The sequence below is a fragment of the Pseudomonas sp. ASL7 genome (assembly GCF_056680375.1).
Map to the genome: position 1 here is coordinate 38,027 of NZ_CM155279.1, position 26,986 is coordinate 65,012.

General features: G+C 60.3%; 18 protein-coding genes and 1 pseudogene. 8 read left to right on the plus strand and 11 right to left on the minus strand.

Annotated elements, in window-relative coordinates; translation table 11 throughout:
* Nucleotides 1–42: 42 nt before the first annotated feature.
* Nucleotides 43–435 carry a transcriptional regulator gene (locus AC1MDT_RS00185; protein WP_480420155.1) on the plus strand — a complete coding sequence of 131 codons (393 nt, stop codon included), beginning with the start codon at nt 43–45 and terminating at the stop codon, nt 433–435.
* Between the two features lie 137 nt (nt 436–572).
* Here AC1MDT_RS00185 and AC1MDT_RS00190 read toward each other — a convergent pair whose 3' ends face one another.
* The 3 genes from AC1MDT_RS00190 to AC1MDT_RS00200 all read right to left on the minus strand — a co-directional run bounded on the left by AC1MDT_RS00190 (nt 573) and on the right by AC1MDT_RS00200 (nt 2,620).
* Entirely contained in the window at nt 573–1,442 is an 870-nt protein-coding gene (locus AC1MDT_RS00190; RefSeq protein WP_480420156.1) for a DUF6279 family lipoprotein, read from the minus strand.
* Nucleotides 1,443–1,506: 64 nt separating this feature from the next.
* Entirely contained in the window at nt 1,507–2,223 is a 717-nt protein-coding gene (locus tag AC1MDT_RS00195; protein ID WP_480420157.1) for a TorF family putative porin, read from the minus strand.
* A gap of 208 nt (nt 2,224–2,431) precedes the next feature.
* Nucleotides 2,432–2,620, minus strand: a complete 189-nt coding sequence (locus AC1MDT_RS00200; protein WP_017337097.1) for a hypothetical protein — start codon at nt 2,618–2,620, stop codon at nt 2,432–2,434.
* Nucleotides 2,621–2,972: 352 nt separating this feature from the next.
* Here AC1MDT_RS00200 and AC1MDT_RS00205 point away from each other — a divergent pair, with 352 nt between their 5' ends.
* Nucleotides 2,973–3,809 (plus strand): CvfB family protein, encoded by an 837-nt coding sequence (locus AC1MDT_RS00205; protein ID WP_480420158.1) that lies wholly within the window; start codon nt 2,973–2,975, stop codon nt 3,807–3,809.
* A 100-nt stretch (nt 3,810–3,909) separates the two neighbouring features.
* Nucleotides 3,910–4,842: a DMT family transporter gene (locus AC1MDT_RS00210; protein WP_480420159.1), complete on the plus strand. Its 933-nt coding sequence runs from the start codon at nt 3,910–3,912 to the stop codon at nt 4,840–4,842.
* Here AC1MDT_RS00210 and AC1MDT_RS00215 read toward each other — a convergent pair.
* The gene (locus tag AC1MDT_RS00215; protein ID WP_480420160.1) at nt 4,787–5,968 is read right to left on the minus strand and encodes an MFS transporter; all 1,182 of its coding nucleotides are present in this window, start codon (nt 5,966–5,968) and stop codon (nt 4,787–4,789) included. The genes AC1MDT_RS00210 and AC1MDT_RS00215 overlap by 56 nt on opposite strands.
* A gap of 103 nt (nt 5,969–6,071) precedes the next feature.
* Here AC1MDT_RS00215 and ptrR point away from each other — a divergent pair, with 103 nt between their 5' ends.
* Nucleotides 6,072–6,965 carry a putrescine utilization regulator PtrR gene (gene ptrR, locus AC1MDT_RS00220; RefSeq protein ID WP_480420161.1) on the plus strand — a complete coding sequence of 298 codons (894 nt, stop codon included), beginning with the start codon at nt 6,072–6,074 and terminating at the stop codon, nt 6,963–6,965.
* Nucleotides 6,966–7,104: 139 nt separating this feature from the next.
* Nucleotides 7,105–7,233 (plus strand): PA1414 family protein, encoded by a 129-nt coding sequence (locus tag AC1MDT_RS00225; RefSeq protein WP_007914492.1) that lies wholly within the window; start codon nt 7,105–7,107, stop codon nt 7,231–7,233.
* A 202-nt stretch (nt 7,234–7,435) separates the two neighbouring features.
* Here the strand turns inward: AC1MDT_RS00225 and AC1MDT_RS00230 are convergent, their stop codons facing one another.
* From AC1MDT_RS00230 to speB, 4 genes and pseudogenes are all read right to left on the minus strand, one after another.
* Nucleotides 7,436–7,687, minus strand: a complete 252-nt coding sequence (locus AC1MDT_RS00230) for an acyl carrier protein (RefSeq protein ID WP_480420162.1) — start codon at nt 7,685–7,687, stop codon at nt 7,436–7,438.
* A gap of 207 nt (nt 7,688–7,894) precedes the next feature.
* Nucleotides 7,895–9,274 carry a sodium:solute symporter family protein gene (locus AC1MDT_RS00235; protein WP_480420163.1) on the minus strand — a complete coding sequence of 460 codons (1,380 nt, stop codon included), beginning with the start codon at nt 9,272–9,274 and terminating at the stop codon, nt 7,895–7,897.
* A 341-nt stretch (nt 9,275–9,615) separates the two neighbouring features.
* Nucleotides 9,616–9,726, minus strand: a pseudogene (locus tag AC1MDT_RS00240) (DUF4440 domain-containing protein); the annotation flags it as partial.
* Between the two features lie 9 nt (nt 9,727–9,735).
* Nucleotides 9,736–10,686: an agmatinase gene (speB, locus tag AC1MDT_RS00245; RefSeq protein WP_480420164.1), complete on the minus strand. Its 951-nt coding sequence runs from the start codon at nt 10,684–10,686 to the stop codon at nt 9,736–9,738.
* Between the two features lie 392 nt (nt 10,687–11,078).
* Here speB and AC1MDT_RS00250 point away from each other — a divergent pair, with 392 nt between their 5' ends.
* Both AC1MDT_RS00250 and AC1MDT_RS00255 read left to right on the plus strand, forming a co-directional pair.
* Nucleotides 11,079–11,975, plus strand: a complete 897-nt coding sequence (locus AC1MDT_RS00250; RefSeq protein WP_480420165.1) for a LysR family transcriptional regulator — start codon at nt 11,079–11,081, stop codon at nt 11,973–11,975.
* Nucleotides 11,976–11,989: 14 nt separating this feature from the next.
* The gene (locus AC1MDT_RS00255; RefSeq protein WP_480420166.1) at nt 11,990–12,586 is read left to right on the plus strand and encodes a tRNA-uridine aminocarboxypropyltransferase; all 597 of its coding nucleotides are present in this window, start codon (nt 11,990–11,992) and stop codon (nt 12,584–12,586) included.
* Nucleotides 12,587–12,735: 149 nt separating this feature from the next.
* Here the strand turns inward: AC1MDT_RS00255 and AC1MDT_RS00260 are convergent, their stop codons facing one another.
* From AC1MDT_RS00260 to AC1MDT_RS00270, 3 genes are read right to left on the minus strand one after another with little or no spacing between them, the layout of a single operon-like run.
* Nucleotides 12,736–14,115, minus strand: a complete 1,380-nt coding sequence (locus AC1MDT_RS00260; RefSeq protein WP_480420167.1) for an HlyD family type I secretion periplasmic adaptor subunit — start codon at nt 14,113–14,115, stop codon at nt 12,736–12,738.
* Nucleotides 14,116–14,124: 9 nt separating this feature from the next.
* Entirely contained in the window at nt 14,125–16,284 is a 2,160-nt protein-coding gene (locus tag AC1MDT_RS00265; protein WP_480420168.1) for a type I secretion system permease/ATPase, read from the minus strand.
* Nucleotides 16,285–16,302: 18 nt separating this feature from the next.
* The gene (locus AC1MDT_RS00270; RefSeq protein WP_480420169.1) at nt 16,303–17,661 is read right to left on the minus strand and encodes a TolC family outer membrane protein; all 1,359 of its coding nucleotides are present in this window, start codon (nt 17,659–17,661) and stop codon (nt 16,303–16,305) included.
* A gap of 597 nt (nt 17,662–18,258) precedes the next feature.
* On the opposite strand from AC1MDT_RS00270, the gene AC1MDT_RS00275 reads away from it, so the two are divergent.
* Nucleotides 18,259–26,973: a retention module-containing protein gene (locus AC1MDT_RS00275; protein ID WP_480420170.1), complete on the plus strand. Its 8,715-nt coding sequence runs from the start codon at nt 18,259–18,261 to the stop codon at nt 26,971–26,973.
* The last annotated feature ends 13 nt before the right edge of the window (nt 26,974–26,986 follow it).

Below are 26,986 nucleotides of genomic sequence, written 5' to 3' on the forward strand. Positions count from 1 at the left end.
CTATAAAGGACATCTCACTCTCGCTTTGGAGGTTGAATCAGGATGACGACTTATAACTGGGATTTGATTGAACGCCTGTTGCACGAAGCCCAGAACAGCGCCGGTCACAGCTTCACGCCACGCCCCTATGCCGAACAGTACGCAGCCGAGAAATCGGCGGCGGGAGAGCCGATTGAAAACCTCGATCACCTGAAAGCGGTAGCTGGCGAGTACGAAAAGTTACTGTTGCTGCGAGGTTATATCGAGCCCCGGCCGGAGGATCAGGGCGGTAATGGCTCGAACTACATTTTGACGATGCGAGGCTCGCGCTTATTGAGCCTGCTCGACAGCTGCATTCCGGGTAATGACCATCCGCGGCAGGTGCTGGATGAGCAGGAAGATCCGCTGGATGAGGCAACGTTTGAAAGAATTGCGTCCAACGCACAAATTGCCTGAAGAGTACTGGAAACCCTTGTGGGAGCGACGGTGCGGCGATCCGACCTGCTCGCGAAAGCAATGTGTCAGTTAACAATGATGTTGCTGGCATACCGCTTTCGCGAGCAGGCTCGCTCCCACATTGATTTACGTTGGGTTTAACTTTGTTTCGTTGCCTTCAGACACTTCAAATCGCTGAAGTCCTTCCTCACCCCATCTATCTTCTTCAACAACCGCTGGCGCTGAGTCGGCGTACTCTCGGTCATCAAATCCACCAGCAACCCACGCGTCTGCGCTTCAGTATTGGCGTAGGACTGACGGTAGGCTGGCGTCCATAAACTCTCGCGATTCACCAAAAGTGTTTCTATACGCTGTGGGAATTCAGGGCTCTGGCGCTGCGCTACCGCGTCACTGAACTGCTTCTGCCAATGGGCGCGGTTGGCGATCCTCTGTTGATTCTGATCACCCAACGCGTTCGCCCACGAAACGACCCGTTGGTGTTGGGTGGCATTGAGCGGTCCGAGCCAGTCATTCAGGCGTTTTTCCAGGCGCTCGCCACGCTCCTTGATCTGTTGGGCGAGAGGTGGTTTGAGGTATTTCTCCTGGTATTTGCGCAGGTCTTTGGCGAAGGCGTCGTTCATCTCCGCGACTTGCTTGTCGTCCAGCCCCTTTAACAACTCAATGGCTGACGGGGTGATTTTCCGGGCGGTCTCGGCGATTGCCTGTTTGGCTTCTTGTGTACGGGCTTGCAGCTCGGCGTCGGTGACCTGGTTGGTCTCGACCATGACCTGCAACCGGTTCAGCCAGTCGAGGTAGCCCGGCAACTGGGTGCTGCAATGCCAGCTCAGGTGCTCTTTGAGGCGTTCGTCAAGCCAGCCCTTCTGCTCGCTGTTCATGTCCAGGTAGTCGCTGAGCGTCCAGGGAATGATCACGTCGAGATTGCGGTAGGCCAGACCTATACGGCTGCACGCGCAGAGGACGACGCTCAGGGCGATGAGAGCGGCGAAATGCTTCAACCAGCGCGTCATGGGCGAGTCCTGCGTAAGCGTAGGTTCTCATGTGATCGCGGGATGAACCCTGCAGTTCAGCCAATCAGTAAAACGCACGTTCAGCCTTGAGTGTCACCTGGCCGTCGCACTGGCTGTTATGCCCTGAATAAGCCGAGCAGTCGCTGCCGCTCAAGCTGGAGTCGCTGTAGATCAGGTCCAGGTCGATCCCCATGAACGGTCGCGAGAGTTGCACCGACCAATCGGTAAAACTGGCGACGTATCCCCCGTCGACGGACACCGGTGAATTGAGCTGGTGCGTGGTGTACTTAAGGCTGATCCCGATGCCAAACGGTTGATTGCCGCCGAGGTCGGCGAATACGGTGCTGTTCCGTTTGTCCGGGTCGTTGCTTAAGGCTGCGCCGAAACGGCTACCGAGCAGGGTCAGGCCACCGAACAGCTCCTGGCTGTCGAGGGTGTCCACTTTCGGATAGCTGTAGTGGATCATGCCGACTTCGTAGCCAAGGGTACGATCGAAAGGTTGTTTGAAGCCCATGTAGGAATCGACTTCCAGGTTGTTCCCCGGACTCAACCCGACGCTCGGTGACCATTGGCCCGCATAGAATCCGCTGTCGTGGCTCAGGTCGAGCCCGCCGTGGAACGAGCCGGTGCTGGAAGGTTTGACCAATCCCTGAGCCATGCTGCGGCTGGGAGTGGTGCCGAGTTTGAGATCGAAGTCGCCCAGTTCACGCTGAAAGATTTGCGCGTGGGCAACTGAACACGACAGCAAGGTGCCGAGCAATATGAGTGAGGGCTTGAGCATGCGTCATTCCATGAGCAGCGCGCAGCAGGCACCGTAAACCTACTGAAACGCTTGATCTAGACGGGTGCAAGCATACCGGCGAATGCTCGGCATCGAAGGCCGTTCGTCGATTTTTGAAATATTGATGTGTTGGCGGGGTGTTGCGGGGAGGGTTCCAGTCCAAGCGCTTCGAAGCTCAAAGCGCTTTGGGACCAGTTAAAGCAGGGTGTTACTTCTTGCCGAGTGTAATCTGCTTGGACGGGCCGAATGTCTGGCCGCTGACGCCTTTGGCAATTTGCTGGATTTCGCCGCCGGACTTGAGGAACGCAGCAATCTGGTTGTTGATCGATTCGCTGGTTTCAACGGCTGGAGCTGGCTTTGCTTTGCTGTTGGATGCTTTTACACGCATGGCGGCCATTAACCTGTAGAAAATTAACTTGGCCAGGCATCGTACAGGAAATACTTGACAATTGCTTGGTAAATATCCCCCTGAAATAATCGGGGCCGACGCTTGATTATTCACCGGTAATTGTTCGAGTTGTCCGGCTAAGCTGCTGTTTTAAATAAGAACATTGTGTGTGGAAAAACCGATTCGGTTCGACAGGTGCTGGCCAATGCTGCCGGATCGGTCTGACGAGCGGCCGCGAGCTCGCTGACAAAACCCCGGAAAATTAAGGGGTTCAGAGGAATTTCTGCCGCCACCGGGCTGGCCGCCAAACACCGCCCGTAAAACCGGGTAGAATGCCGCCCACGCAATGAGGGTATTGGAAATGGCTTTAGTCGGGCGTTACAACAGTTTGCAAGTGGTTAAACACACTAACTTCGGTTTATATCTGGACGGTGGCGCGGAGGGCGAAATCCTTCTGCCTAATCGTTATATTCCCAAAGATATTCCCAGCGAAGATGAAGATTGGCTCAACGTTTTTATTTATCTGGACAGCGATGACAAACTCATCGCAACTACCGAAAAGCCGAAAGTTCAAGTCGGTGAATTCGCCAGTTTGAAAGTCGTTGAAGTCAACAGCATCGGTGTATTCCTGGATTGGGGCCTGCCGAAGGATCTGTTGCTGCCATACTCCGAAGAAAAGCGTCAGATGACCGCTGGCGAGTATTGCGTGGTGCACGTCTACCTCGACAAGCATACCCGCCGCATCACCGCGACGGCGCGTCTGGATCGCTACCTGGACAAGACTCCGGCCAACTACACCCCGGGCCAGGAAGTTGACTTGCTGGTGGCTGAAGCCACGGACATGGGCTTCAAGGCGATCATCAACAACAAGCACTGGGGCCTGATTCACAAGAACGAAATCTTCAAGTTCATGCGCGCCGGTAAAGAAGAGAAGGGCTTTATCAAGGAAGTCCGTGCCGACGGCAAAATCAGCTTGAGCCTGCAACCGGTCGGTGAAGAAGCTGCCACCAGCCTGAACTCGAAGATTCTCGCCAAGTTACGTGAAAACAACGGCAGCCTGCCGGTCAGCGACAAGAGTGACCCGACGGTGATCAGCAGCCTGTTTGGCGTCAGCAAAGGCAACTTCAAAAAAGCCATCGGTGCGTTGTACAAGAACGGCCAGATCGTCATTCATGCTGATCGCATTGAACTAAGCTGACCTCGCGTCAGGCGCCATCGGCGCTGTTTGTGCGATCCGCAGGTTGGGGGTTTTGCTTTAACTGTCGAGTCATTGCCATGGATATTGTCGAGGTGTTCCAGTGAGCGCCACCCGTCGTAACGCCGATGGGTTTGCGCTGCAAGTGATGGTTGGCTTGTGCCTGATCTGGGGCGTTCAACAGGTCATGATCAAGTGGGCGGCGCCTGATATCGCACCTGTGATGCAGGCCGCGGCGCGATCGGGTATTTCCGCGTTGCTCGTAGGATTGCTGATCTGCTGGAAGGGCGGTTGGGATCAGGTCGGCCGCACCTGGCGTGGCGGATTGTTGGCCGGTGCTTTATTTGGCCTGGAGTTCTTCTTCATTTCCGAAGGATTGCAGCTGACCACGGCCGCACACATGTCGGTGTTTCTCTATACCGCACCGATTTTCACCGCGTTGGGCGTTCATTGGTTGTTGCCCAGTGAACGTTTAAGGCCCGTCCAATGGCTGGGAATCTTCCTCGCCTTCGTCGGGATCGCCGTCGCGTTTGCCGGCGGGGTGTCCTGGGACAACCTCGATCACCGCATGTTGATGGGCGATGCATTAGGCATACTGGCCGGGGCCTCGTGGGGCGCGACCACGGTGGTGGTGCGTGCTTCGCGCCTGTCGGAAGCACCCGTGACCCTGACGCTGTTCTATCAATTGATTGTGGGGTTCGTCGGTCTGTTGTTGATCGCGATCCTCAGCGGCCAGGTCACCCACGTCAACCTGACCACTGTCGCGGTGGCCAGTGTCCTGTTTCAGGGGCTGGTGGTGTCGTTCTTCAGTTACCTGACCTGGTTCTGGCTGCTGCGCCGTTATCTGGCGGCGAACCTGGCGGTTTTTTCATTCATGACACCGTTGTTCGGTGTCACGTTCGGCGTGGTGTTGCTGGGTGAAAAATTGAGCCTCAACTTCATCATCGGCGCCGTGCTGGTGCTATTGGGCATCACGTTTGTCAGCGCTGAGCAGTGGGTTCGCCGTCGTTTACGCAAAGCCCTCGGGCAATACTGACCGGGCGCAGTAACAACCCGCCGGCGATGAACAAACCACTGCCGGCGACCACTAACGCTGGCTGTAACCCTCCACTGAAATGGCTACTTACCGCGGCCAGCAACGGTCCGGTGAGTTGGCCCACGGCGAAGCACGCCGTCAGCAATCCCGCATTGCGCTGGGTGGCATGGGGCGCCAACTCCCGGGAGCGTTGCATCACCAACTGCATGCAGGCCAGGAACGGCGTGCCACACAGGATCACCCCCAACGCCAGGCCCGGCCCGCTGCCCAACAGGCAGGCGAACACGCCGGCGGCTTGCAGCCATAACGTCGCCATCAGCCAATAACGAGTGCCATTCGGGCGTTGTCGACGCAGGCTGACCAGCACCACGCCGATAGCCGACGCCAGCCCGAAGCACGGCCAGAACAGATCGGCCTGCCATTGACCATGGAACTGCGCGTTAGCCATTTGCGAGAGGAAAGTGGCCGGAATGATGTAGCCCAAACCGTATAACCCATAGATCACGCCTAAACGGGCAATGCCTTGATTGCCGGAAGTCGTGGCGGTGGGGACGACAGTCGCAGTCGTGGCAGGTTGGGGCAGCAATGGCAGAATCCCCAGCAGCATCACCAGACCGACGCCGGCATACACCAGCCACAAGGTGGCGGAAGTCTGACCCAACAGGTTCGAACCCAAGGCCAGCAGTCCTGTCAGAAAAATACCTAAACCGGGTCCGGCAAACACCAGGGCGCCCAGCCGCGGACGACCGGCCGCTACGGCCAGTGGTTGGCTCAGCGCCGTGATCATCACCAACACCCAGGCGCTGGCCACTCCGGTCCCGAAACGCAGCATTAGATGCGACCAGAAACCATTGGCCCAGAACGATGCCAAGGTCAGCAAGACGCAGAGCCACAAACCACCCAGCAAACGCCGGCGGACTTGCTCGGGGCGCCGGGAAAACATCGCGTCAACCGCGCCAACGAAGTAGCCGAGGTAGTTGGCGGCTGCGATCAGACCGGCGGCGGTCAGGTCGATCTGACCTTCGCTGAGCAAGTGCGGCAATTGCGGCGTGAGCGCGAAACGCCCGATGCCCATGGCCATCATCAGGGCGATAAAACTGGCGAGTAAGCGAATCAGAGGGGACATGATCTGAGCTCCTTCAGGGGATCAATGACCGTCAGGCTAGGACTGATTGACTTTCTTTAAAAATGAATAATAGTGAGTAACTTGTTCTGATTTGGAGAATGCCGTGGAATTCAGCCAATTGCGGATCTTCCAGGCCGTGGCGCAGGAGGGTTCGATCACGCGTGCTGCCGAACGGTTGCATCGGGTGCCGTCGAACCTGTCGACGCGGCTCAAACAACTTGAAGAACAGCTTGGAGTAGAACTCTTCGTTCGTGAGCGTCAGCGTTTGCAGTTATCACCAGCGGGAAAAGTCTTGCTGGATTACACCGCCAAGCTCTTCGCCTTGCATGACGAAGCCAGTGCGGCCGTGCAGGGCGGGCAACCGGCTGGCGACTTCGTGCTCGGCACCATGTACAGCACGGCTGCCATTCACCTGCCAGGGCTGTTGGCGCGCTATCACCGCACTTACCCGGCGGTGAACCTGCAGGTGCAGTCCGGACCCAGCGGCGAATTGCTGGAAGGTTTGCTCACCGGTCGGCTCGACGCGGCATTGGTGGACGGCCCGTTGGAACTGGCCGGGCTCGATGGCGTGCCATTGTGCGACGAACGGCTGGTGCTGATCAGCGAGGCCGATCACCCGCCGGTGCGCAGCGCCTTGGATGTGGAAGGTCGGTCGGTGTTCACCTTTCGGCAGGGTTGTTCTTACCGGATGCGCCTGGAAGCCTGGTTTGCTCACGATCACGCGGCCATGGGGCGTGCGATGGAGATTGAATCCTATCCGGGGATGCTTGCCTGTGTGATTGCCGGCTCGGGCGTGGCGCTGATGTCGGAGTCGATGCTCGCCAGCCTGCCGGGCCGTGAAAGCGTGGCGGTGCATCCCTTGGCTGAGCCGTTTGCCAGTGCCACAACCTGGCTGATGTGGCGCAAGGGCATGGTCGGGGCCAATCTGAATGCTTGGATCGAACAGCAACAAGCGGTTTATCCGTGCGCAGCGATTCAGGCTCAGGCGATTGCTTGAACTAACGGTCAGGAATTTGGATTGATTCAGTAACAGATCATTGAGGATTTTGGCGAGCATTGCGTAGGACTTCGGACTATTATCAGTGCGAAGCGGCTACAGAATTCCGGCCGCTCGGCACTACCCAAAAGGGGGCACCATGAAAGAGAAAATCCAAAACTGGCTGCACGACCTGGGTGTCGCACTCGGTTTAATCGAACCGCCTCTGCAACCTGTGCCTATTCGCACTGACGACGAACAACGCCGACGCCAGCAGCGCCGCCGGTAATCACGCGCAGCCGTTGTTGTAGCAGCTGCCGAGCCTGCGTTCGACCGTGTAGGAGCGAGCTTGCTCGCGAGAAATGTAAGAGCAACTCGGTTATCCAGATCGCACGCGTGATCGTTGACGTCCATCGCGAGCAAGCTCGCTCCTACACAGTCGGACGCAGAGCTGCTACAGGGCGCATCGGCGAAATTAAGCGGTGGCAGACTTAATGCCGCGCAATCTCCAGCAAAAACCGACTCAAGTCATTGGCCGTCGTCGCGGTCTTGAGCATTTGATCTTCTTCTGCCGTAAACGCCGTCAACCCTAGCTCATCCTCCAGATGGAAGATCAGCTCTTCGATATCTTCTTTATCCAATCCCAACTGCGCGAGGCTCGCGTTGTCGTCGAAGTCATCCTGACTTTCCAGCAAACGGCTGATAAAGCGATGCACGGCGGCACGAACGGCGGCTCTTTTCATGGTCGATCTTCGAGGGCGTTATTGTTGTTGTCCCTGCATCTGAATCGTTATTGTCCCTGCGTCTGAGTACAGCAGGCTTCAGCCGTGCTGGTGCTGCCACTGGTCAAACTGATGATGTTCAAAAGCACTTTCCTTCAGGCGAAAAAAAACGGGTGTGGCAACCGACGCCACACCCGCCGAAGAAAACATCAAATTGTTATGGTCAGCTTAGGCGGCGCTAGTCACCAGCGCCGGGCGGCGGGACAGCAGGCTGACGAGCACGAAGCTCACCAGGCCTACGCCGAGGCTGTAATAGATCGGGGTGTTGGCATCCAGGCCATCCTTGAACATGAACAGCAGCGCCGTGGCAAAGCCCATGCCCATGCTGGCGATAGCACCGGCGGTGGTTGCGCGTTTCCAGAAAATCGCACCGATCAGCGGGATCAGCATGCCGCCCACCAGCAGGTTGTAGGCCAGGGTCAGGGCGCTGATGACGTCATTCACGACCAGAGCGATGCCCAGTACGACGATGCCGGTCAACAGGGTGAACAGGCGGTTCATGCCCAGGCTCGACTGTTTACCGCCACGCAGTTTCGGCAGCAGGTCTTCGGTCAGGGTGGTAGCAGCGGCGAGCAGGCCGGCGCTGGCGGTGGACATCATGGCCGCCAGGGCAGCCGCGATCACCAGACCACGGATACCGTCCGGCAGGGACAGTTTGACGATGGCGGCGAAGGCGTTGTTGACGTTGTCCAGGTCCGGGATCAGCACATGAGCGGCCATGCCGATCAGGGCGCAGGCCAGGCCGTAAAGGATGCAGTAGAAGCCTGCGAATGTACCGGCGACCTGAGCAACCTTGGCGCTCTTGACGGTGAACACGCGCTGCCAGATGTCCTGGCCGATCAGGATCCCGAAGAAGTAGATCATGAAGTAGGTGATGATGGTGTCCCAACCAATCGTGGTGAAGCTGAAGGCGGTGGCCGGCAGTTTCAACACCAACTGATCCCAGCCACCAACGCGGTACAGGCAGATTGGCAACAGGATGAACATCAGGCCCACGGTCTTGATCACGAACTGGACGATGTCGGTCAGGGTCAGGGACCACATGCCGCCGATCGCGGAGTAGATCACCACCACGCCACCGCCGAGCAATACCGACAGCCAGAACGGCAGGCCGAACAGCACTTGCAGCACGGTGCCAATGGCCAGGATCGAGACCACGCCGATCATCAGCGCATAGGCCAGCATGATCACCGCGCTCGCGGAGCGGGCCATCGGGTTGTAGCGTTTTTCCAGGACCTGGGTAACGGTGTAGATCTTCAGCTTCAGCAGCGGTTTGGCGAGGAACAGGTTCAGCGCCACGATCCCGCAACCGAGGGCCGCGCAGAGCCAGAAACCGGAGATGCCATGGACGTAGCCCAAGCGTACGGTGCCGACGGTGGACGCGCCGCCCAGAACGGTGGCGGCCATGGTGCCCATGTACAGGCTCGGGCCGAGGTTACGACCTGCGACCAAAAAGTCTTCGTTGGTCTTGGCCTTGCGCATGCCGTAGTAGCCGAGCATCAGCATCGCGGCTGCGTAGATGAGAACGACGAATAAATCCAATGCCATGATGGCGTAACTCCGATTGTCTTTTTTATGGTGAGGCTAAATTTCAATGAGGCAATGAAACCGTTTTTTGTAGCGAGGGAGCTTGCTCCCACTGGCTGCGAAGCAGCCCAAAAACCTGCAGTCGAGTTTCCTCAGGAGAATCTCACTGGCCTGTTTTTCAACTGCCGGGCAGCCGAACGGGAGCAAGCTTCCTCGCCACAGAGGTTCCGTTTATCACTGTGCTTTTTGAATAATGCGACGTGTCACAGCGCCGGCTTGCCGAGAGAACCCGTGCCGTTACTGCGTGCATCGTCAGGGGTGAATACTCGCGGTGCGTTTGCTGTCCGGGATCTGATCGACTAAACGAAGCCCGCATCGGCGCTGAAGGCGCCGAAGCAGGCTTCGCGATCGTTACATGCAAAGGCTGCCACCAGACAGGCGGCAGCTTGCAAGACCTGATCACGTTCGCTCATGGCCGATTTTCAGCGATGGACAACACCAGGCAGTACGCAGAGCATTTCGTACAGCAGGTTGGCCGCCAGCAGCGAGGTGTTGCCGGTGGTGTCATAAGCGGGCGAGACTTCTACCAGGTCGCAGCCGACCAGGTCGAGGCCTTGGCAGCCGCGAACGATTTCAATCGCCTGGATGGTCGTCAGACCGCCGATTTCCGGGGTGCCGGTACCTGGCGCCCAGGCTGGGTCGATGCCGTCGATGTCGAAGCTCAGGTACACCGGGCCGCCACCGACTTTCTCGCGAACTTCAGCCATCAATGGCTCGAGGGATTTGTGCCAGCACTCTTCGGCCTGAACCACACGGAAACCCTGATTGCGGCTCCAGTTGAAGTCGTCAGCGGTGTAACCCTGGGCGCGCAGACCGATTTGCACAACGCGGTCCGGGTCCAGAAGACCTTCTTCGACAGCACGACGGAACGTGGTGCCGTGGGCGATTTTCTCGCCGAACATGTGATCGTTCACATCAGCGTGAGCATCGATGTGCACCAGGCCGACTTTGCCGTGCTTCTTATGGATGGCACGCAGGATCGGCAGGGTGATGGTGTGGTCGCCGCCCAGCGTCAGCGGGATCACATCGTGTTCGAGGATATTGTCGTAGGATTCTTCGATGATCCGTACGGCATCCAGCAGGTTGAAGGTGTTGATCGCCACGTCGCCGATATCGGCAACCGACAGCGAGTCGAACGGGGCGGCGCCGGTGGCCATGTTGTACGGGCGAATCATCACGGATTCAGCGCGGATTTCGCGAGGCCCGAAACGGGTGCCCGGACGCAGCGAGGTGCCGATGTCGAGCGGAACGCCAACAAAGGCAGCATCCAGGCCGGCAGCGGTTGGCAGGTGGGGCAGTCGCATCATGGTGGCGATGCCGCCGAAGCGCGGCATCTCATTGCCGCCCAGTGGTTGGTGAAGAATCTTGTCCACGGGTAGGGCCTCATCGTCGTTGTTTTATTTGTGTCGGTTACGCCGGTCGCAGAGACACGGGCACCATTGGGGTCAATTCTGCGAAATGTTGTGCCCGGGAAGAATCGCTACGGGCAAATACTTAGTTCAGATTTTTCTAAACTAATGGCACGAGCAGAGATAGACTGGCAGGGTTTCCTGTAGCAGCTGCCGAGCCAGCGAGGCTGCGTCAGGCGCGGGCCGCGTTCGGACGAAGCCGTCGTAAAACTTGAACGCGAGGTTTTCCTGAAACACCGCGTCGCCTGATTTCACGACGGCTTCGTCCGAACGCGGCCCGCGCCTGACGCAGCCTCGCAGGCTCGGCAGCTGCTACATGACTCAACACCTGAATGTGTTTTTGTTGGAGACCCCCAATGGCCAACGCTTTACCCGACCTGAAACTATTGCGCATCTTCGTCAGCGTAGTGCGCCATCAAGGGTTCGCCAACGCCCAGCAAGAGCTCAACCTCTCGACCTCGGCTATCAGCACCTACATGAGCCAGCTCGAATCGGCGCTCGGCCTGGTGCTCTGCCATCGTGGCCGGGGCGGTTTCAGCCTGACCAGCAAGGGCGAGTTGTTCCATCAGGAGACCTTGCGCCTGCTGGGTGAACTCGAAGGCTTCGAGCAATACGCCGCCGCCCTCAAGGGCGAGTTGCGCGGCACGCTGAACCTGGGCGTGATCGACTCCACCGTCAGCGACAAGGCCCTGCCGTTCGCCGAGGCCATCGGTGCCTACAGCCAGGAGCACCCGGCCGTGCATTTGCACTTGTCGGTCATGAGCCCTTACGAACTGCAACTCGGCGTGCAGGACAATCGCCTCGACCTGGCCATCGGTGCGTTTTCCACGCGCATGAGTGGTCTGGTTTACATGCCGCTGTACCGCGAACAACACTGGCTGTATTGCAGCAGTCGCCATCCGTTGTTCACCGAACGGCGCATTCCCGAGCAAGTCATCACCCAGCAGCGCATGGTTGGCCGTGGTTACTGGAGTCAGGCCGAACTGGCACGGCACGGTTTCAAGCATAGCGCTGCGACGGTGGAAAGTATGGAGGCGCAGCTGATTCTGGTGCTGTCCGGTGCTTACATCGGATATCTGCCAGAGCACTACGCTCAGGCTTGGGCGGACAGGGGTGATTTGCGCGTGCTACTGCCGGCGACCTTTGGTTATCAAGCGCCGTTTTCGATGATCGTGCGCCGTGGCCGCAGCCGCGAACCGCTGATCCAGACCTTCCGCGACCTGCTTAAAGCACAACTGAATCAGGCGGCTTAAAGGAAAAGGAAGCGATGTCTCGAATTCAATGTTCCCGGTGTCTGCGCCCGCAATCCCATTGCCTGTGCCCGCTGATCCCGAGCCTCGACAGTCGCACCCGGGTGTTGCTGTTGCAGCATCCGAGCGAAGTGAGCCATGCGCTGAACACCGCGCGGTTGGCGGCCTTGGGGTTGAAAAATGCCGAGTTGATCGTTGGCGAAGTGTTCGAGGAACTGCCGGCGCTGTTGAATCAGGCGGGCTATCAGGCGCGGCTGCTGTTTCCTGCCGATGAGGCTCTACCGTTGCAGGCCTATACCGCCACCGATGAGCCGCTGCTGCTGGTCGTTCCAGACGGCACATGGCGCAAGGCGCGTAAAATGCTACACCTTAATCCGCTGCTGGCAGCGTTGCCCAGAGTGACGCTGGCCGAGGGCGCGGTGTCGCGTTATCGATTGCGTAAGGCGCCCGGGCCCGGTGCGCTGTCGACGGTGGAGGCGGTTGTTCAGGCGTTGCAGACGCTTGAAGCACCGATGACCTTTGAACCCTTGCTAAAACCCTTCGAAGCATTGATCGAAGGGCAGATTGCGGCGATGGGGGAGGAGACCTTTCTGCGTAATCATGGGCCGAAGTAGTCGGTGTTTGTGTTGGCCTCATCGCGAGCAGGCTCGCTCCCACAGTTGATTTCCAGTGAGCACAGCATTTGTGAACACCGCAGATCCCCAGTGGGAGCGAGCCTGCTCGCGATTGCAGTGGAACCATCACAGCAAACGCCAGGCACAGACTACCGTTCCCGCATCGCCTCGGTCCGGGCTTTCAGCACCGGTTTCAACAGGTAATCCAATACGCTTTTCTCGCCAGTGATGATATCTACGGTCGCCACCATCCCCGGAATGATCAGCAACGGTTTCACATCCCCACCCAAGTGGTTTTTATCAGTGCGAACCTGAATCAGATAAAAGCTGTTGCCCTTGTCATCCGTAATCGTGTCCGCCCCGATCAACTCAAGCTTGGCACTCAACCCACCATAAATCGTGTAGTCATAAGCACTGAACTTGACCATCGCTTTCTGCCCCGGATGCAGGAACGCTACATCCTGTGGCCGCACCTTGGCCTCGATCAGCAAATTGTCTTCCAGGGGCACGATTTCCACCATGTCGCTGCCTGGCTGAACCACGCCGCCGATGGTATTGACCTTGAGCACCTTGATAATGCCGTGCACCGGCGAGATCACCGTGGTGCGAGTCACGCGGTCGTCGATGGCGATGCTCGATGCGGTGATTTTCGACAGGTCCGTGCGTTTCTCGTTCAGCTCTTTCGCCGCGTCCGAGCGGAAGGATTGTTCTGACTCGTCAATCTTGCTTTTGATCTCGTTAATCGCCGATTCGGCCCGGGGAATCGCCAGCGTCGTGGCATCCAGCGAGCCGCGAATCTCCACGGCGCTGCGCTTGAGGCGCAGGATTTCCACCGGTGAAACCGCCCCGGTGCTCACCAGCGGCGTGGACATGTTCATCTCCTGCTGCAGGAGTGCCAGGCTGGAACTGAACTGACCCTGTTTGGAGCGGAATTCCGCCAGTTCCTGGGTTTTTTGCCGAAGTTGTTCACTCAGTGTGCGCTGCTCACTGGCTAATCGACGCTGGCGTTGGTCGTACAGCGAGCGTTCGTCTTCAGCCACTTGTGGGGCTTTGGCGATGACTTCAGTCGATAACTTGAAGGGGCGCCCCTCTGCTTCGGCCGACAAGCGTTCGACCTGGGCCGTCAGCGCGTAACGATCCGCCTCGCTTTCGCCTTTATTTGACAGGAAGCGCGTGTCATCCAGGCGCAGCAACGTATCGCCCTTATTCACCATTTGCCCTTCGCGCACGAAGATTTCGGTGACAATGCCGCCCTCCAGGTTCTGGATCACCTGAACCTTGCTCGACGGAATCGCCTTGCCTTCGCCCATGGTGACTTCCTGCAGCACGGCGAACTTGGCCCAGACCAGTGCGCTGATAATCAGCCCGGCAGCGAGCCACACGGTGATCCGCGACCAGCGCGGGGAATCCTGCAACGCCGCGCCGGCGGTTTCCGGCATGAATTCGCTTTCGGCGCTTTTTCTGAAACTGCCGAAATAGCCTCGTTTCTTCGAATTAGAGTTCGAGGCGTCGGATGATGAACGGGCCATGGGTAACTCCTAGACAGCCGCAGAGCCGACCCGGCCCTTGCGCAGTGCATCGATGACCGCTTCTTTCGGACCGTCGGCGACGATCCGTCCGTTGTCCAGCACCACCAGACGATCCACCAGGCTGAGCATCGACGTACGGTGAGTGACCAGCAGCACGGTTTTGCCCTGGACCCAGCTGTGCAGTTTTTGCCGCAGAACGTCTTCGCTGCTGTTGTCCATGGCGCTGGTCGGTTCGTCGAGCAGCAGGATCGGCGGGTCCAGCAGCATGGCCCGGGCCAGCAATACAGCCTGGCGTTGGCCTCCGGAGAGCAATTGTCCGCGTTCGCCGACGGGCCGATCAAAACCTTGCGGGTGTTGGCGGGCCAGCTCGGTGACACCGGTCAGTTCCGCGACTTCGAGCATGCGCGAATCGCTGATGTAGCGCGCACCGAGGGTCAGGTTGTCGCGCAGGCTGCCGGCCAGCAGTGGCAGGTCGTGAGCGACGTAGCCGATTTGCTGGCGCAGGTCGGCGACATCGAGCTGACGCAGATCCAGGCCATCGAGCAACAGCTGACCTTCTTCCGGCGCATAGAAACCCATCACCAGTCGCGCCAAGGTGCTTTTGCCCGAGCCGCTGCGACCGATAATGCCGATCCGTTCCCCGGGTTTTACGCTGAAGCTGACATTAGCCAGGGCCGGCGCGTTCTGGCCGTTGTAGTGGAACGTCACGCCGCTGACGTCCAGCGCGCCTTGCAGTTGCGTGCGCTCCAGTGGCCGTTGCCTGGCGTCGCGTTCTTGCGGCAACCCCATCAAGGCATCGGTGCTTTTCATGGTCAGTTGCGCTTGCTGGTAGCGGGTGATCAGCCCGGCAATCTGCCCCAGCGGTGCGAGCACGCGGCTGCCGAGCATGTAAGTCGCCACCAGTGCACCGACGCTGAGATTGCCGGCGATGATGCTGTAGACCCCGGCGACAATGGTCGCCATGCCCGAAAATTGCTGGATGAACAGCGTGCCGTTGGTGGCCACTGCCGAGAGGTTACGCGCGTGGCTGTCGAGGCGGGTAAGCGCGCCGTGGGTGCTCTCCCATTTGTGCTGACGTTCACTTTCGGCGCTGCACGCCTTGAGGGTTTCCAGGCCGCCGAGGGTTTCGATCAGCAGGGCCTGGCGTTCGGCGCCGAGGCTGAGGCTTTTCTGCACGGTGTCGCGCAGGCGAACCTGAATCACCATCGCAAAGATAATCGTGATTGGAAACGCCAACAGCGGAATCACCACCAGCCAACCGCCGAGCAGGCCGATCACCAGTAGCATCAGTACGGCGAAGGGCAGGTCGATCAGGCTGGTCAGGGTCACGGCGGTGAGGAACTCGCGCAGGCCCTGGAAGTCGTGAATGCTCTGGGCGAAACCGCCGATGGTTGCCGGCCGTGCTTTCATGGCCATGCCAGTGATGCGTTCGAACAACGTGGCGGAAAGAATGACATCGGTCTTCTTCCCGGCGGTGTCCAGCAAGTGCGCACGCACGACCCGCAGCGCCAGTTCGAACCCGGTGCCAATCAGCAAGCCGATGGACAGCACCCACAAGGTCGATGTGGCCTGGTTCGGCACCACCCGGTCATAGGTCTGCATCACAAACAGAGGCACCATCAGCCCCAGCAGGTTGATCAGGAAACTCGCCAGGATCGCATCGCCATATAGCCATTTCGACAGCTTCAGGGTGTCGCGGAACCAGGCCTCTACGCGCGGCACCAGCGGCGAGCGCAAGTCTTCGAGTTCGTGGCGCGGCCGGGCGAACAAGGCCTGACCGCTATAGTTTTCGGCCAACTCTGCACGGCTGACCCATTGTTCGCCGCCATCGGCTTCGCTGGGCAGAATCTGCAACTGATCGTCATCGCCAAAGCGTCGCAGGACGGCGGTCCGACCGTTGTTGAGGATCAGCAAAACGGGCAGGTTGAGGGCGGAAATGTCCGCCAGTTCACGGCGCAGCAATCGCGCCTGCAAGCTCGCACGGGCCGCTGCGCGCGGCAGCAAGTCCAGGCTCAAACGTTGTTTGTTCAGGGGCAGGCCGGCACTCAGGCTGGCGCGACTGACCGTCGCGCCGTGGAGTTTGCAGAGGATCAACAGACCGTCCAGAAGCGGGTCGTCGAAGCTCAGGCGCGGGTCGACACCGATGTTGCCGGGTTCCATGCTGGTCAAATTGGTCACTCCATTGCGCTACTTCAGTTCCGGCAACCGGGCTTCGTTTTTCACTTCGGTCTGGGCGATCGCATCGGCGGGCAGCACTACTCGTTGTTTGCTCAGCAACTGTCCCATGTTTGCCAGCACGCGGTACATCGAGTATTCCTCGGTGTAGAGCACTTCGGTGTAGCGGCGGTTGGCATTATAGAGTTCGTTTTCACTGTCCAGCAGGTCGAGAAGGGTTCGTTGGCCAAGGCCGAACTGATCCTGATACGCCGCCCTTACGCGTTTACTGGTCTCTGCGTATTCGCGGGCGGTCGGGGTTTGTTTTTTCGCATTGACCATGGCGTTCCAGGCCAGGTGGATATTCTCGTTGAGTTGGCGCAGGGCGTTGTTGCGGATGTCCATCGCCTGGTTGATCTGGTGTGCATCGGAGGCCAGGCGTGCCTTGTCGCTGCCACCGCGGAACAGGTTGTAGTTCAACACGACGCCGACCCGCCATTCGTTGTCGCGGCCTATGTCACCCTGCACGTTGTTGTTCGCCCCCACCGCGGCTTCGCCGTCGAGACGCGGGTAGAACGGCGACTTGGCGACCTCGTACTGGCTCTCGGCCGATTGCACATCAGCCTGGGCGGATTTCAGGTACGGATTGTTATCCACCATGCTTTGCTGGGCTTCTTGCAGGGTGGCAGGCACTTCGCCGCGGGTCGAAGGCGGTGTTTCGAGTTCATCGGGCAGGCGCCCCACGACGGCGGAGAAATTCGATTCGGCGTCGGCCAGATCGACTTCGGCGGTGTCGAGGTTGTTCTGCGCCAGTGCCCGGCGAGCAGCCGACTGATCGGCGTCGGCGTGGCTGCCGATGCCACGTTGTGTACGCAGGCCGATCTGGTCGTTGACTCGCAGGTGAGCTTGCAGGTTGTTCTTGGCCAGGGTCACGAGTTCACGGCGCTTGAGCACTTCGAGATAGACCTCAATGGTGCGCAGGGCCAGGTCCTGAGCGGTGCCCTGAGCGTAATAGGCCCGGGAGTTGACCACGCCTTTGGTGCGTTCGACTTCGTTGGACGTATGGAAACCATCGAAGAGCATCTGCCGCAGGCGCAATTCCGATAGGGTGTAGTTCAGGGTTTCGGTGTGGTTATTGCCTAGGGCACGGGTATTGGTGTTATCGCTGTACCCGCGCCCGTAAGAGGCATTGAGATCAACCGACGGATAGAAGCCCCCCTTGGCGACTTTCACTTCCTCATCGGCCGAGAGGCGGCTGTCCACGCGCGACGCCAGCTCCGGGTGCGTCGCGATGGTGCTCTGGATCGCCTCTGTCAAAGACATGGCTTGAACCGGAGACGCACAGGCCATGGCCAGCAGAATCGCACTGCATAGGGGGGTCAAATGCCGCATGGGTGTATCTCCCTGAAATCCTAAAGGTACATTATAAGTCGCCAATTATTTGACGGCATTTATAGGTAAAATCGTTTCAAGCTTGTAACAACAGAGCTAAGAACATTCTAGAGAAAACCTAAGAACTAATATTCATAAGCTTATTTCAAAAAAAACTTATGCGCTCTACAATTTCCAGCACATTGTTCAATTCGAAAGCCCTTGATTTACGAGCCTTAGGGAGCTCCTGAGGGGTTAAGGAAAGTTCCATCTACTTATCGACATAGGGCGGAGAAGTGCTGGAGGGGAGGGAAGCGGAACGGGTTTTGAGTGACGGTTTTCTGTCACGGTGGTGCTTCAGAACCGTTACGCATTGCTCGCAGGGCAAGTTGTTTTGGAAAGTGGATCCCGATGCCATTGATTGCGTAGGGTTTTATCCCAACCGGACAAGCAGTCCGCGAGTGACACGTTTGGCGAGGACGTCGCCAGGGTTGCGGTTGACTTCAAAAAACTGCGCCCCTGGGGGAAGACGACTTGCCGGGCAACCTGCTTGAGCCATGAGCACGATCTTCGCAAAAAACAGGACGCCGACAGCAGTTGGCAGCGGAGGAAATGCACATGGCAACGCTCATCGGTATCGTCAGTAAGGTCATTGGTCAGGTGTTCGCAGTCGCGAGCGATGGCACCCGCCGCGCCTTGATCGAGGGGGACCGGTTGTTCGCCAGCGATCAACTGGTTACCGGGGCTGAAGGCGCAGTGGCGGTGCATCTGCAAAATGGCCAGGAACTGACGCTCGGGCGCGACAGCAATCTGCAAATGAATTCGCAGCTGCTTGCGCATCAGACGCCACACGCAGACGCAACTGAAGCGGTCACGCCGAGCGAAGCGCAACTGACCGATGTCCAGCAACTGCAAAAAGCCATCGCAGCGGGCGCCGACCCGACCCAGACCGGCGAAGCCACGGCGGCGGGGCCTGATGCGACCGGGGCCCCCGGTGGCGCATTGGGCGGCGGTCACAGTTTTGTGATGCTGGAAGAAGTGGGTGGGCACATCGATCCTACGATCGGTTTTCCTACGGCCGGGTTTGGCGGCATTCCTGAATTCCCTGTAGAGCACCACAACGCCGATATCAACGGCAACACCCCGGCGGCGGTCGTGGTTGCAGGCGCGGTGCCAGAAGTGGTGCCAGGTGTGGTACCAGAAGTGGTGCCAGGTGTGATACCAGAAGTGGTGCCAAGCGTGGTGCCACCGGTTGTGGTCAACCATCCGGTCACCCTCGGCGGTCTCGGCGATGAGTTGACCCTCAACGAGGCCAATCTGCCCAATGGCTCGGCCAGCAATCCTTCGGCCCTGACCCAAAGCGGCACCTTCACCGTGGCGGCCCCTGACGGTTTGCTGACCCTCAACATCGGCGGCATCAGTGTGATCAGCGGCGGTGTGTCCGCAGGCTTCCCACATTCGATCACAACTCAGTTGGGCAATACCCTGACCGTCACCGGCTACAACCCGGCGACCGGGGTGGTGAGTTACAGCTACACGCTCAACGGCAACGAAACCCATTCGGCCGGTGACGGCGCGAACAACCTCAGCGAACAATTCAGCGTGGTGGCCGGAGATCGCAACGGTGATACTGCCACCGGGTCGCTGGATATCAACATCACCGACGACGTGCCCAAAGCGGTCGATGACAGCAACGCAGGCATCGCCACGCCAACGGCCCTGACGCTCGAAGGCAATGTGTTGACCAACGACGTGCAAGGCGCAGATCGCGTCCCGACCGGGCCGGACTCCGGACCGATTACGGCGGGCACCTTCACCGGCACTTACGGCACCCTGGTGCTCAATGCCAACGGCACGTACACCTACACCCTGAACACCAGCAGTGCGGACTTTCAAGCGTTGCACGACGGCGGCAACGGCACCGAGAAATTCACCTACACCCTGACCGATGCCGACGGCGACACCAGCACCGCTACCTTGCAGCTGAACGTCCATAACAGCCCGGTGACCCTCAACGGCCTCGACGTCCAGGGCGGCGAGCTGACCGTCTACGAGAAAAACCTCACCTACGGCAGCGAGCCCAACGCACCGGCCCTGACCCAGACCGGCACCTTCACCGTCAGCGCGCCGGATGGCCTGCAAACCCTGACCATAGGCGGCGTGGCGGTGATCAGTGGCGGCGTGGCAGCCGGCTTCCCGCAATCGGGTGCCACCGACCACGGTGCCACCTTCACGGTCACCGGTTACAACCCGGTCACGGGCGTGGTGAGCTACAGCTACACCCTGAACTACAGCGACACGCATCCGACTGGCAACGGTGCCAACAGCATCACCGAGAACTTCGACGTCGTCGCCACCGATAAGGACGGCAGTACCGCGCACGGGCAAATCAACGTCAACATCGTCGATGACGTGCCGACCGCCCATGCCGATGTGGCCTCGGTCGCGGAAGGCGGGGTCGTCACGGGCAACGTGCTGTGGAACGACGTCGGCGGCGCCGACGGCCTTGCGGCCGGTGGTGGGGTGGTCGGCGTGCGCGCCGGCTCGGACACCTCGACCTCGGTCATTGGCGGGCTGAACAGCCAGATCAACGGCACCTACGGTTACCTGACGCTGGATGCCCACGGCAATGCCGAGTATCACAGCAACCCGAACGCGGTGAGCGGCCCGGGTGCGAGCGACACGTTCACCTACACCTTGCGCGACGCCGACGGTGACGAAAGCACCACCACCGTCACCATCGACGTCCACAACAGCTGCATCAAAGCGGTCGGCGACAGCGAAGTGACGGTCTTCGAAAAAGCCCTGGACCTGAACAAGGACGGCCAGGACCTCGCCGCCGGCACGGTCACCGGTAGCGATCCGAACAGCACCGGCGAAACCGCCACCGGCACCCTGGTCGGTACCGTCACCGGCGCCAGCGGCGCGATCACCTACACCCTGGTTGGCAGCGCCATTGGCCACTACGGCGAGATCCTGCTCAACCCCAACGGCACCTACACCTACACCCTGACCTCGCCGGCCAGCACCACGCCGCACGCGAACGACGGGGCCAACACCCTGAACGAAACCTTCACCTACCACGCCACCGATTCGCTGGGTAACGTGGTCACCAGTACCATCGTGGTGAACATCGTCGATGACGTGCCGACTGCCCATGCCGATTCGACCTCGGTCGCGGAGGGTGGCATCGTTACTGGCAACGTGCTGTGGAACGACGTCAGCGGCGCCGATGGCCTTGCGGCCGGTGGTGGGGTGGTCGGCGTGCGCGCCGGCTCAGACACTTCGACCCCGGTCACTGGCGGCCTGAACAGCCAGATCAACGGCACCTACGGTTACCTGACGCTGGATGCCCACGGCAACGCCGAGTATCACAGCAATCCGAACGCGGTGAGCGGCCCGGGTGCGAGCGACACGTTCACCTACACCTTGCGCGATGGTGACGGTGACGAAAGCACCACCACCATCACCATCGACGTCAACAACAGCTGCATCAAAGCGGTCGGCGACAGCGAAGTGACGGTCTTCGAAAAAGCCCTCGACCTGAACAAGGACGGCCAGGACCTCGCCGCCGGCACGGTCACCGGTAGCGATCCGAACAGCACCGGCGAAACCGCCACCGGCACCCTGGTCGGTACCGTCACCGGCGCCAGCGGCGCGATCACCTACACCCTGGTTGGCAGCGCCATTGGCCACTACGGCGAGATCCTGCTCAACCCCAACGGCACCTACACCTACACCCTGACCTCGCCGGCCAGCACCACGCCGCACGCGAACGACGGGGCCAACACCCTGAACGAAACCTTCACCTACCACGCCACCGATTCGCTGGGTAACGTGGTCACCAGCACTATCGTGGTGAACATCACCGACGACGTGCCCAAAGCGGTCGATGACAGCAACGCAGGCATCGCCACGCCAACGGCCCTGACGCTCGAAGGCAATGTGTTGACCAACGACGTGCAAGGCGCAGATCGCGTCCCGACCGGGCCGGACTCCGGACCGATTACGGCGGGCACCTTCACCGGCACTTACGGCACCCTGGTGCTCAATGCCAACGGCACGTACACCTACACCCTGAACACCAGCAGTGCGGACTTTCAAGCGTTGCACGACGGCGGCAACGGCACCGAGAAATTCACCTACACCCTGACCGATGCCGACGGCGACACCAGCACCGCTACCTTGCAGCTGAACGTCCATAACAGCCCGGTGACCCTCAACGGCCTCGACGTCCAGGGCGGCGAGCTGACCGTCTACGAGAAAAACCTCACCTACGGCAGCGAGCCCAACGCACCGGCCCTGACCCAGACCGGCACCTTCACCGTCAGCGCGCCGGATGGCCTGCAAACCCTGACCATAGGCGGCGTGGCGGTGATCAGTGGCGGCGTGGCAGCCGGCTTCCCGCAATCGGGTGCCACCGACCACGGTGCCACCTTCACGGTCACCGGTTACAACCCGGTCACGGGCGTGGTGAGCTACAGCTACACCCTGAACTACAGCGACACGCATCCGACTGGCAACGGTGCCAACAGCATCACCGAGAACTTCGACGTCGTCGCCACCGATAAGGACGGCAGTACCGCGCACGGGCAAATCAACGTCAACATCGTCGATGACGTGCCGACCGCCCATGCCGATGTGGCCTCGGTCGCGGAAGGCGGGGTCGTCACGGGCAACGTGCTGTGGAACGACGTCGGCGGCGCCGACGGCCTTGCGGCCGGTGGTGGGGTGGTCGGCGTGCGCGCCGGCTCGGACACCTCGACCTCGGTCATTGGCGGGCTGAACAGCCAGATCAACGGCACCTACGGTTACCTGACGCTGGATGCCCACGGCAATGCCGAGTATCACAGCAACCCGAACGCGGTGAGCGGCCCGGGTGCGAGCGACACGTTCACCTACACCTTGCGCGACGCCGACGGTGACGAAAGCACCACCACCGTCACCATCGACGTCCACAACAGCTGCATCAAAGCGGTCGGCGACAGCGAAGTGACGGTCTTCGAAAAAGCCCTGGACCTGAACAAGGACGGCCAGGACCTCGCCGCCGGCACGGTCACCGGTAGCGATCCGAACAGCACCGGCGAAACCGCCACCGGCACCCTGGTCGGTACCGTCACCGGCGCCAGCGGCGCGATCACCTACACCCTGGTTGGCAGCGCCATTGGCCACTACGGCGAGATCCTGCTCAACCCCAACGGCACCTACACCTACACCCTGACCTCGCCGGCCAGCACCACGCCGCACGCGAACGACGGGGCCAATACCCTGAACGAAACCTTCACCTACCACGCCACCGATTCGCTGGGTAACGTGGTCACCAGTACCATCGTGGTGAACATCGTCGATGACGTGCCGACTGCCCATGCCGATTCGACCTCGGTCGCGGAGGGTGGCATCGTTACTGGCAACGTGCTGTGGAACGACGTCAGCGGCGCCGATGGCCTTGCGGCCGGTGGTGGGGTGGTCGGCGTGCGCGCCGGCTCAGACACTTCGACCCCGGTCACTGGCGGCCTGAACAGCCAGATCAACGGCACCTACGGTTACCTGACGCTGGATGCCCACGGCAACGCCGAGTATCACAGCAATCCGAACGCGGTGAGCGGCCCGGGTGCGAGCGACACGTTCACCTACACCTTGCGCGATGGTGACGGTGACGAAAGCACCACCACCATCACCATCGACGTCAACAACAGCTGCATCAAAGCGGTCGGCGACAGCGAAGTGACGGTCTTCGAAAAAGCCCTCGACCTGAACAAGGACGGCCAGGACCTCGCCGCCGGCACGGTCACCGGTAGCGATCCGAACAGCACCGGCGAAACCGCCACCGGCACCCTGGTCGGTACCGTCACCGGCGCCAGCGGCGCGATCACCTACACCCTGGTTGGCAGCGCCATTGGCCACTACGGCGAGATCCTGCTCAACCCCAACGGCACCTACACCTACACCCTGACCTCGCCGGCCAGCACCACGCCGCACGCGAACGACGGGGCCAACACCCTGAACGAAACCTTCACCTACCACGCCACCGATTCGCTGGGTAACGTGGTCACCAGCACTATCGTGGTGAACATCGTCGACGACGTGCCCAAAGCGGTCGATGACAGCAACGCAGGCATCGCCACGCCAACGGCCCTGACGCTCGAAGGCAATGTGTTGACCAACGACGTGCAAGGCGCAGATCGCGTCCCGACCGGGCCGGACTCCGGACCGATTACGGCGGGCACCTTCACCGGCACTTACGGCACCCTGGTGCTCAATGCCAACGGCACGTACACCTACACCCTGAACACCAGCAGTGCGGACTTTCAAGCGTTGCACGACGGCGGCAACGGCACCGAGAAATTCACCTACACCCTGACCGATGCCGACGGCGACACCAGCACCGCTACCTTGCAGCTGAACGTCCATAACAGCCCGGTGACCCTCAACGGCCTCGACGTCCAGGGCGGCGAGCTGACCGTCTACGAGAAAAACCTCACCTACGGCAGCGAGCCCAACGCACCGGCCCTGACCCAGACCGGCACCTTCACCGTCAGCGCGCCGGATGGCCTGCAAACCCTGACCATAGGCGGCGTGGCGGTGATCAGTGGCGGCGTGGCAGCCGGCTTCCCGCAATCGGGTGCCACCGACCACGGTGCCACCTTCACGGTCACCGGTTACAACCCGGTCACGGGCGTGGTGAGCTACAGCTACACCCTGAACTACAGCGACACGCATCCGACTGGCAACGGTGCCAACAGCATCACCGAGAACTTCGACGTCGTCGCCACCGATAAGGACGGCAGTACCGCGCACGGGCAAATCAACGTCAACATCGTCGATGACGTGCCGACCGCCCATGCCGATGTGGCCTCGGTCGCGGAAGGCGGGGTCGTCACGGGCAACGTGCTGTGGAACGACGTCGGCGGCGCCGACGGCCTTGCGGCCGGTGGTGGGGTGGTCGGCGTGCGCGCCGGCTCGGACACCTCGACCTCGGTCATTGGCGGGCTGAACAGCCAGATCAACGGCACCTACGGTTACCTGACGCTGGATGCCCACGGCAATGCCGAGTATCACAGCAACCCGAACGCGGTGAGCGGCCCGGGTGCGAGCGACACGTTCACCTACACCTTGCGCGACGCCGACGGTGACGAAAGCACCACCACCGTCACCATCGACGTCCACAACAGCTGCATCAAAGCGGTCGGCGACAGCGAAGTGACGGTCTTCGAAAAAGCCCTGGACCTGAACAAGGACGGCCAGGACCTCGCCGCCGGCACGGTCACCGGTAGCGATCCGAACAGCACCGGCGAAACCGCCACCGGCACCCTGGTCGGTACCGTCACCGGCGCCAGCGGCGCGATCACCTACACCCTGGTTGGCAGCGCCATTGGCCACTACGGCGAGATCCTGCTCAACCCCAACGGCACCTACACCTACACCCTGACCTCGCCGGCCAGCACCACGCCGCACGCGAACGACGGGGCCAATACCCTGAACGAAACCTTCACCTACCACGCCACCGATTCGCTGGGTAACGTGGTCACCAGTACCATCGTGGTGAACATCGTCGATGACGTGCCGACTGCCCATGCCGATTCGACCTCGGTCGCGGAGGGTGGCATCGTTACTGGCAACGTGCTGTGGAACGACGTCAGCGGCGCCGACGGCCTTGCGGCCGATGGTGGGGTGGTCGGCGTGCGCGCCGGCTCAGACACTTCGACCCCGGTCACTGGCGGCCTGAACAGCCAGATCAACGGCACCTACGGTTACCTGACGCTGGATGCCCACGGCAATGCCGAGTATCACAGCAACCCGAACGCGGTGAGCGGCCCGGGGGCGAGCGACACGTTCACCTACACCTTGCGCGATGGTGACGGTGACGAAAGCACCACCACCATCACCATCGACGTCAACAACAGCTGCATCAAAGCGGTCGGCGACCACGACGTTAATTGCGATCCGCCGACAGCGACGCCGACCACGTGCGACACCGGTTTGGTAGCCAAAGGCGCGGACTTCGTCGGTTGCGGCGCGATCAATTTCGCCGGCAACGACAATACCGCCGCCAACCAGGCACTGGCCGATGTGCGCAACTTGTTTGCTGCCAATACGGCAGCGATGACGGCGGTGCTGGTGGTCAGTGGCTACCTGGGCGCGGTCACTCATGCGAACGCCAACGATGAAGACCTCATCACCGTAAAACTGAAACAAGGTGAAACCCTCAATCTGGACCACGACCTGGGGGCCGGTCACATCAGCATGGAGTACTCGCTCAACGGCGGTGCGTTCGTCACCATCCCAGACGGGGGGACCATCACGGCGGCGGCCGACGGCACCTACCAGATCCACGTCACCAACATCACCGACACCAGTGGCAAAAACACCACGGGCGCCGAGAACTACCAACTGACCATGACCGTCAACTACGCCGGGGCACACGACCTTACCCCGGACAACCACAGCACCTACACTGCCAACGACAACCATGGCGGTAGCGAGAGTGCGGGTGTGACCATCAGCCATCAGGAGGGCCATACTCTGACCCGCACCTCGGGTGATCACACTCTGGTGGCAGGCGCCGGCCACAACGTCATCAATGCCGGCGACGACAACCACGTGCTCACTGCCGGCTCAGGCAACAACGAAATGCACGGTGGCGCCGGCCATGACCTACTGTTCAGTGGTTCGGCCAACGATCCGCTCGATGGCAGGGGCGGTCACGACACGGCAAGTTACGCGCATGCCACGGCCGGCGTCACCGCCGACCTGAGTATGCTCACTGCGCATAACACCCTCGGCGCCGGCACCGATACCTTGACCGGGATTGAAAACCTCACAGGTTCCCACTTCAACGACACCCTCACCGGTGATAACAACAACAACATCATCGATGGTGGTTTGGGCAACGACATACTCAAGGGCGGGGGCGGCGATGATCTCCTGATAGGCGGTCTGGGCAACAACACCCTCACCGGCGGCAGTGGCGCCGACACTTTCCTGTGGCGCCAAGGCAACTGCGGTCACGACGTGGTCACCGACTTCACCCCGGGCACTGACAAACTCGACCTCTCGCAACTGCTGCAAGGAGAGAACAACACCGCAGCTTCGCTGGATGACTACTTGCATTTCAAAGTCACCGGCAGCGGCCCGACGCTGGTCACCAGCATCGACGTCAGCAGTATGGCCGGTGCCGCGCCCAATCAGACTATCGACCTTGCGGGTGTGAACCTGGCCAGCCATTACGGCGTCACGCCAGGGGCTGGCGGGGTGATTGCGGGGGGGCATGACACGGCGACGATCATCACCGGGATGCTCAATGACCATTCGTTGAAGGTGGATACGGTGTGATCTGAAACGAAAA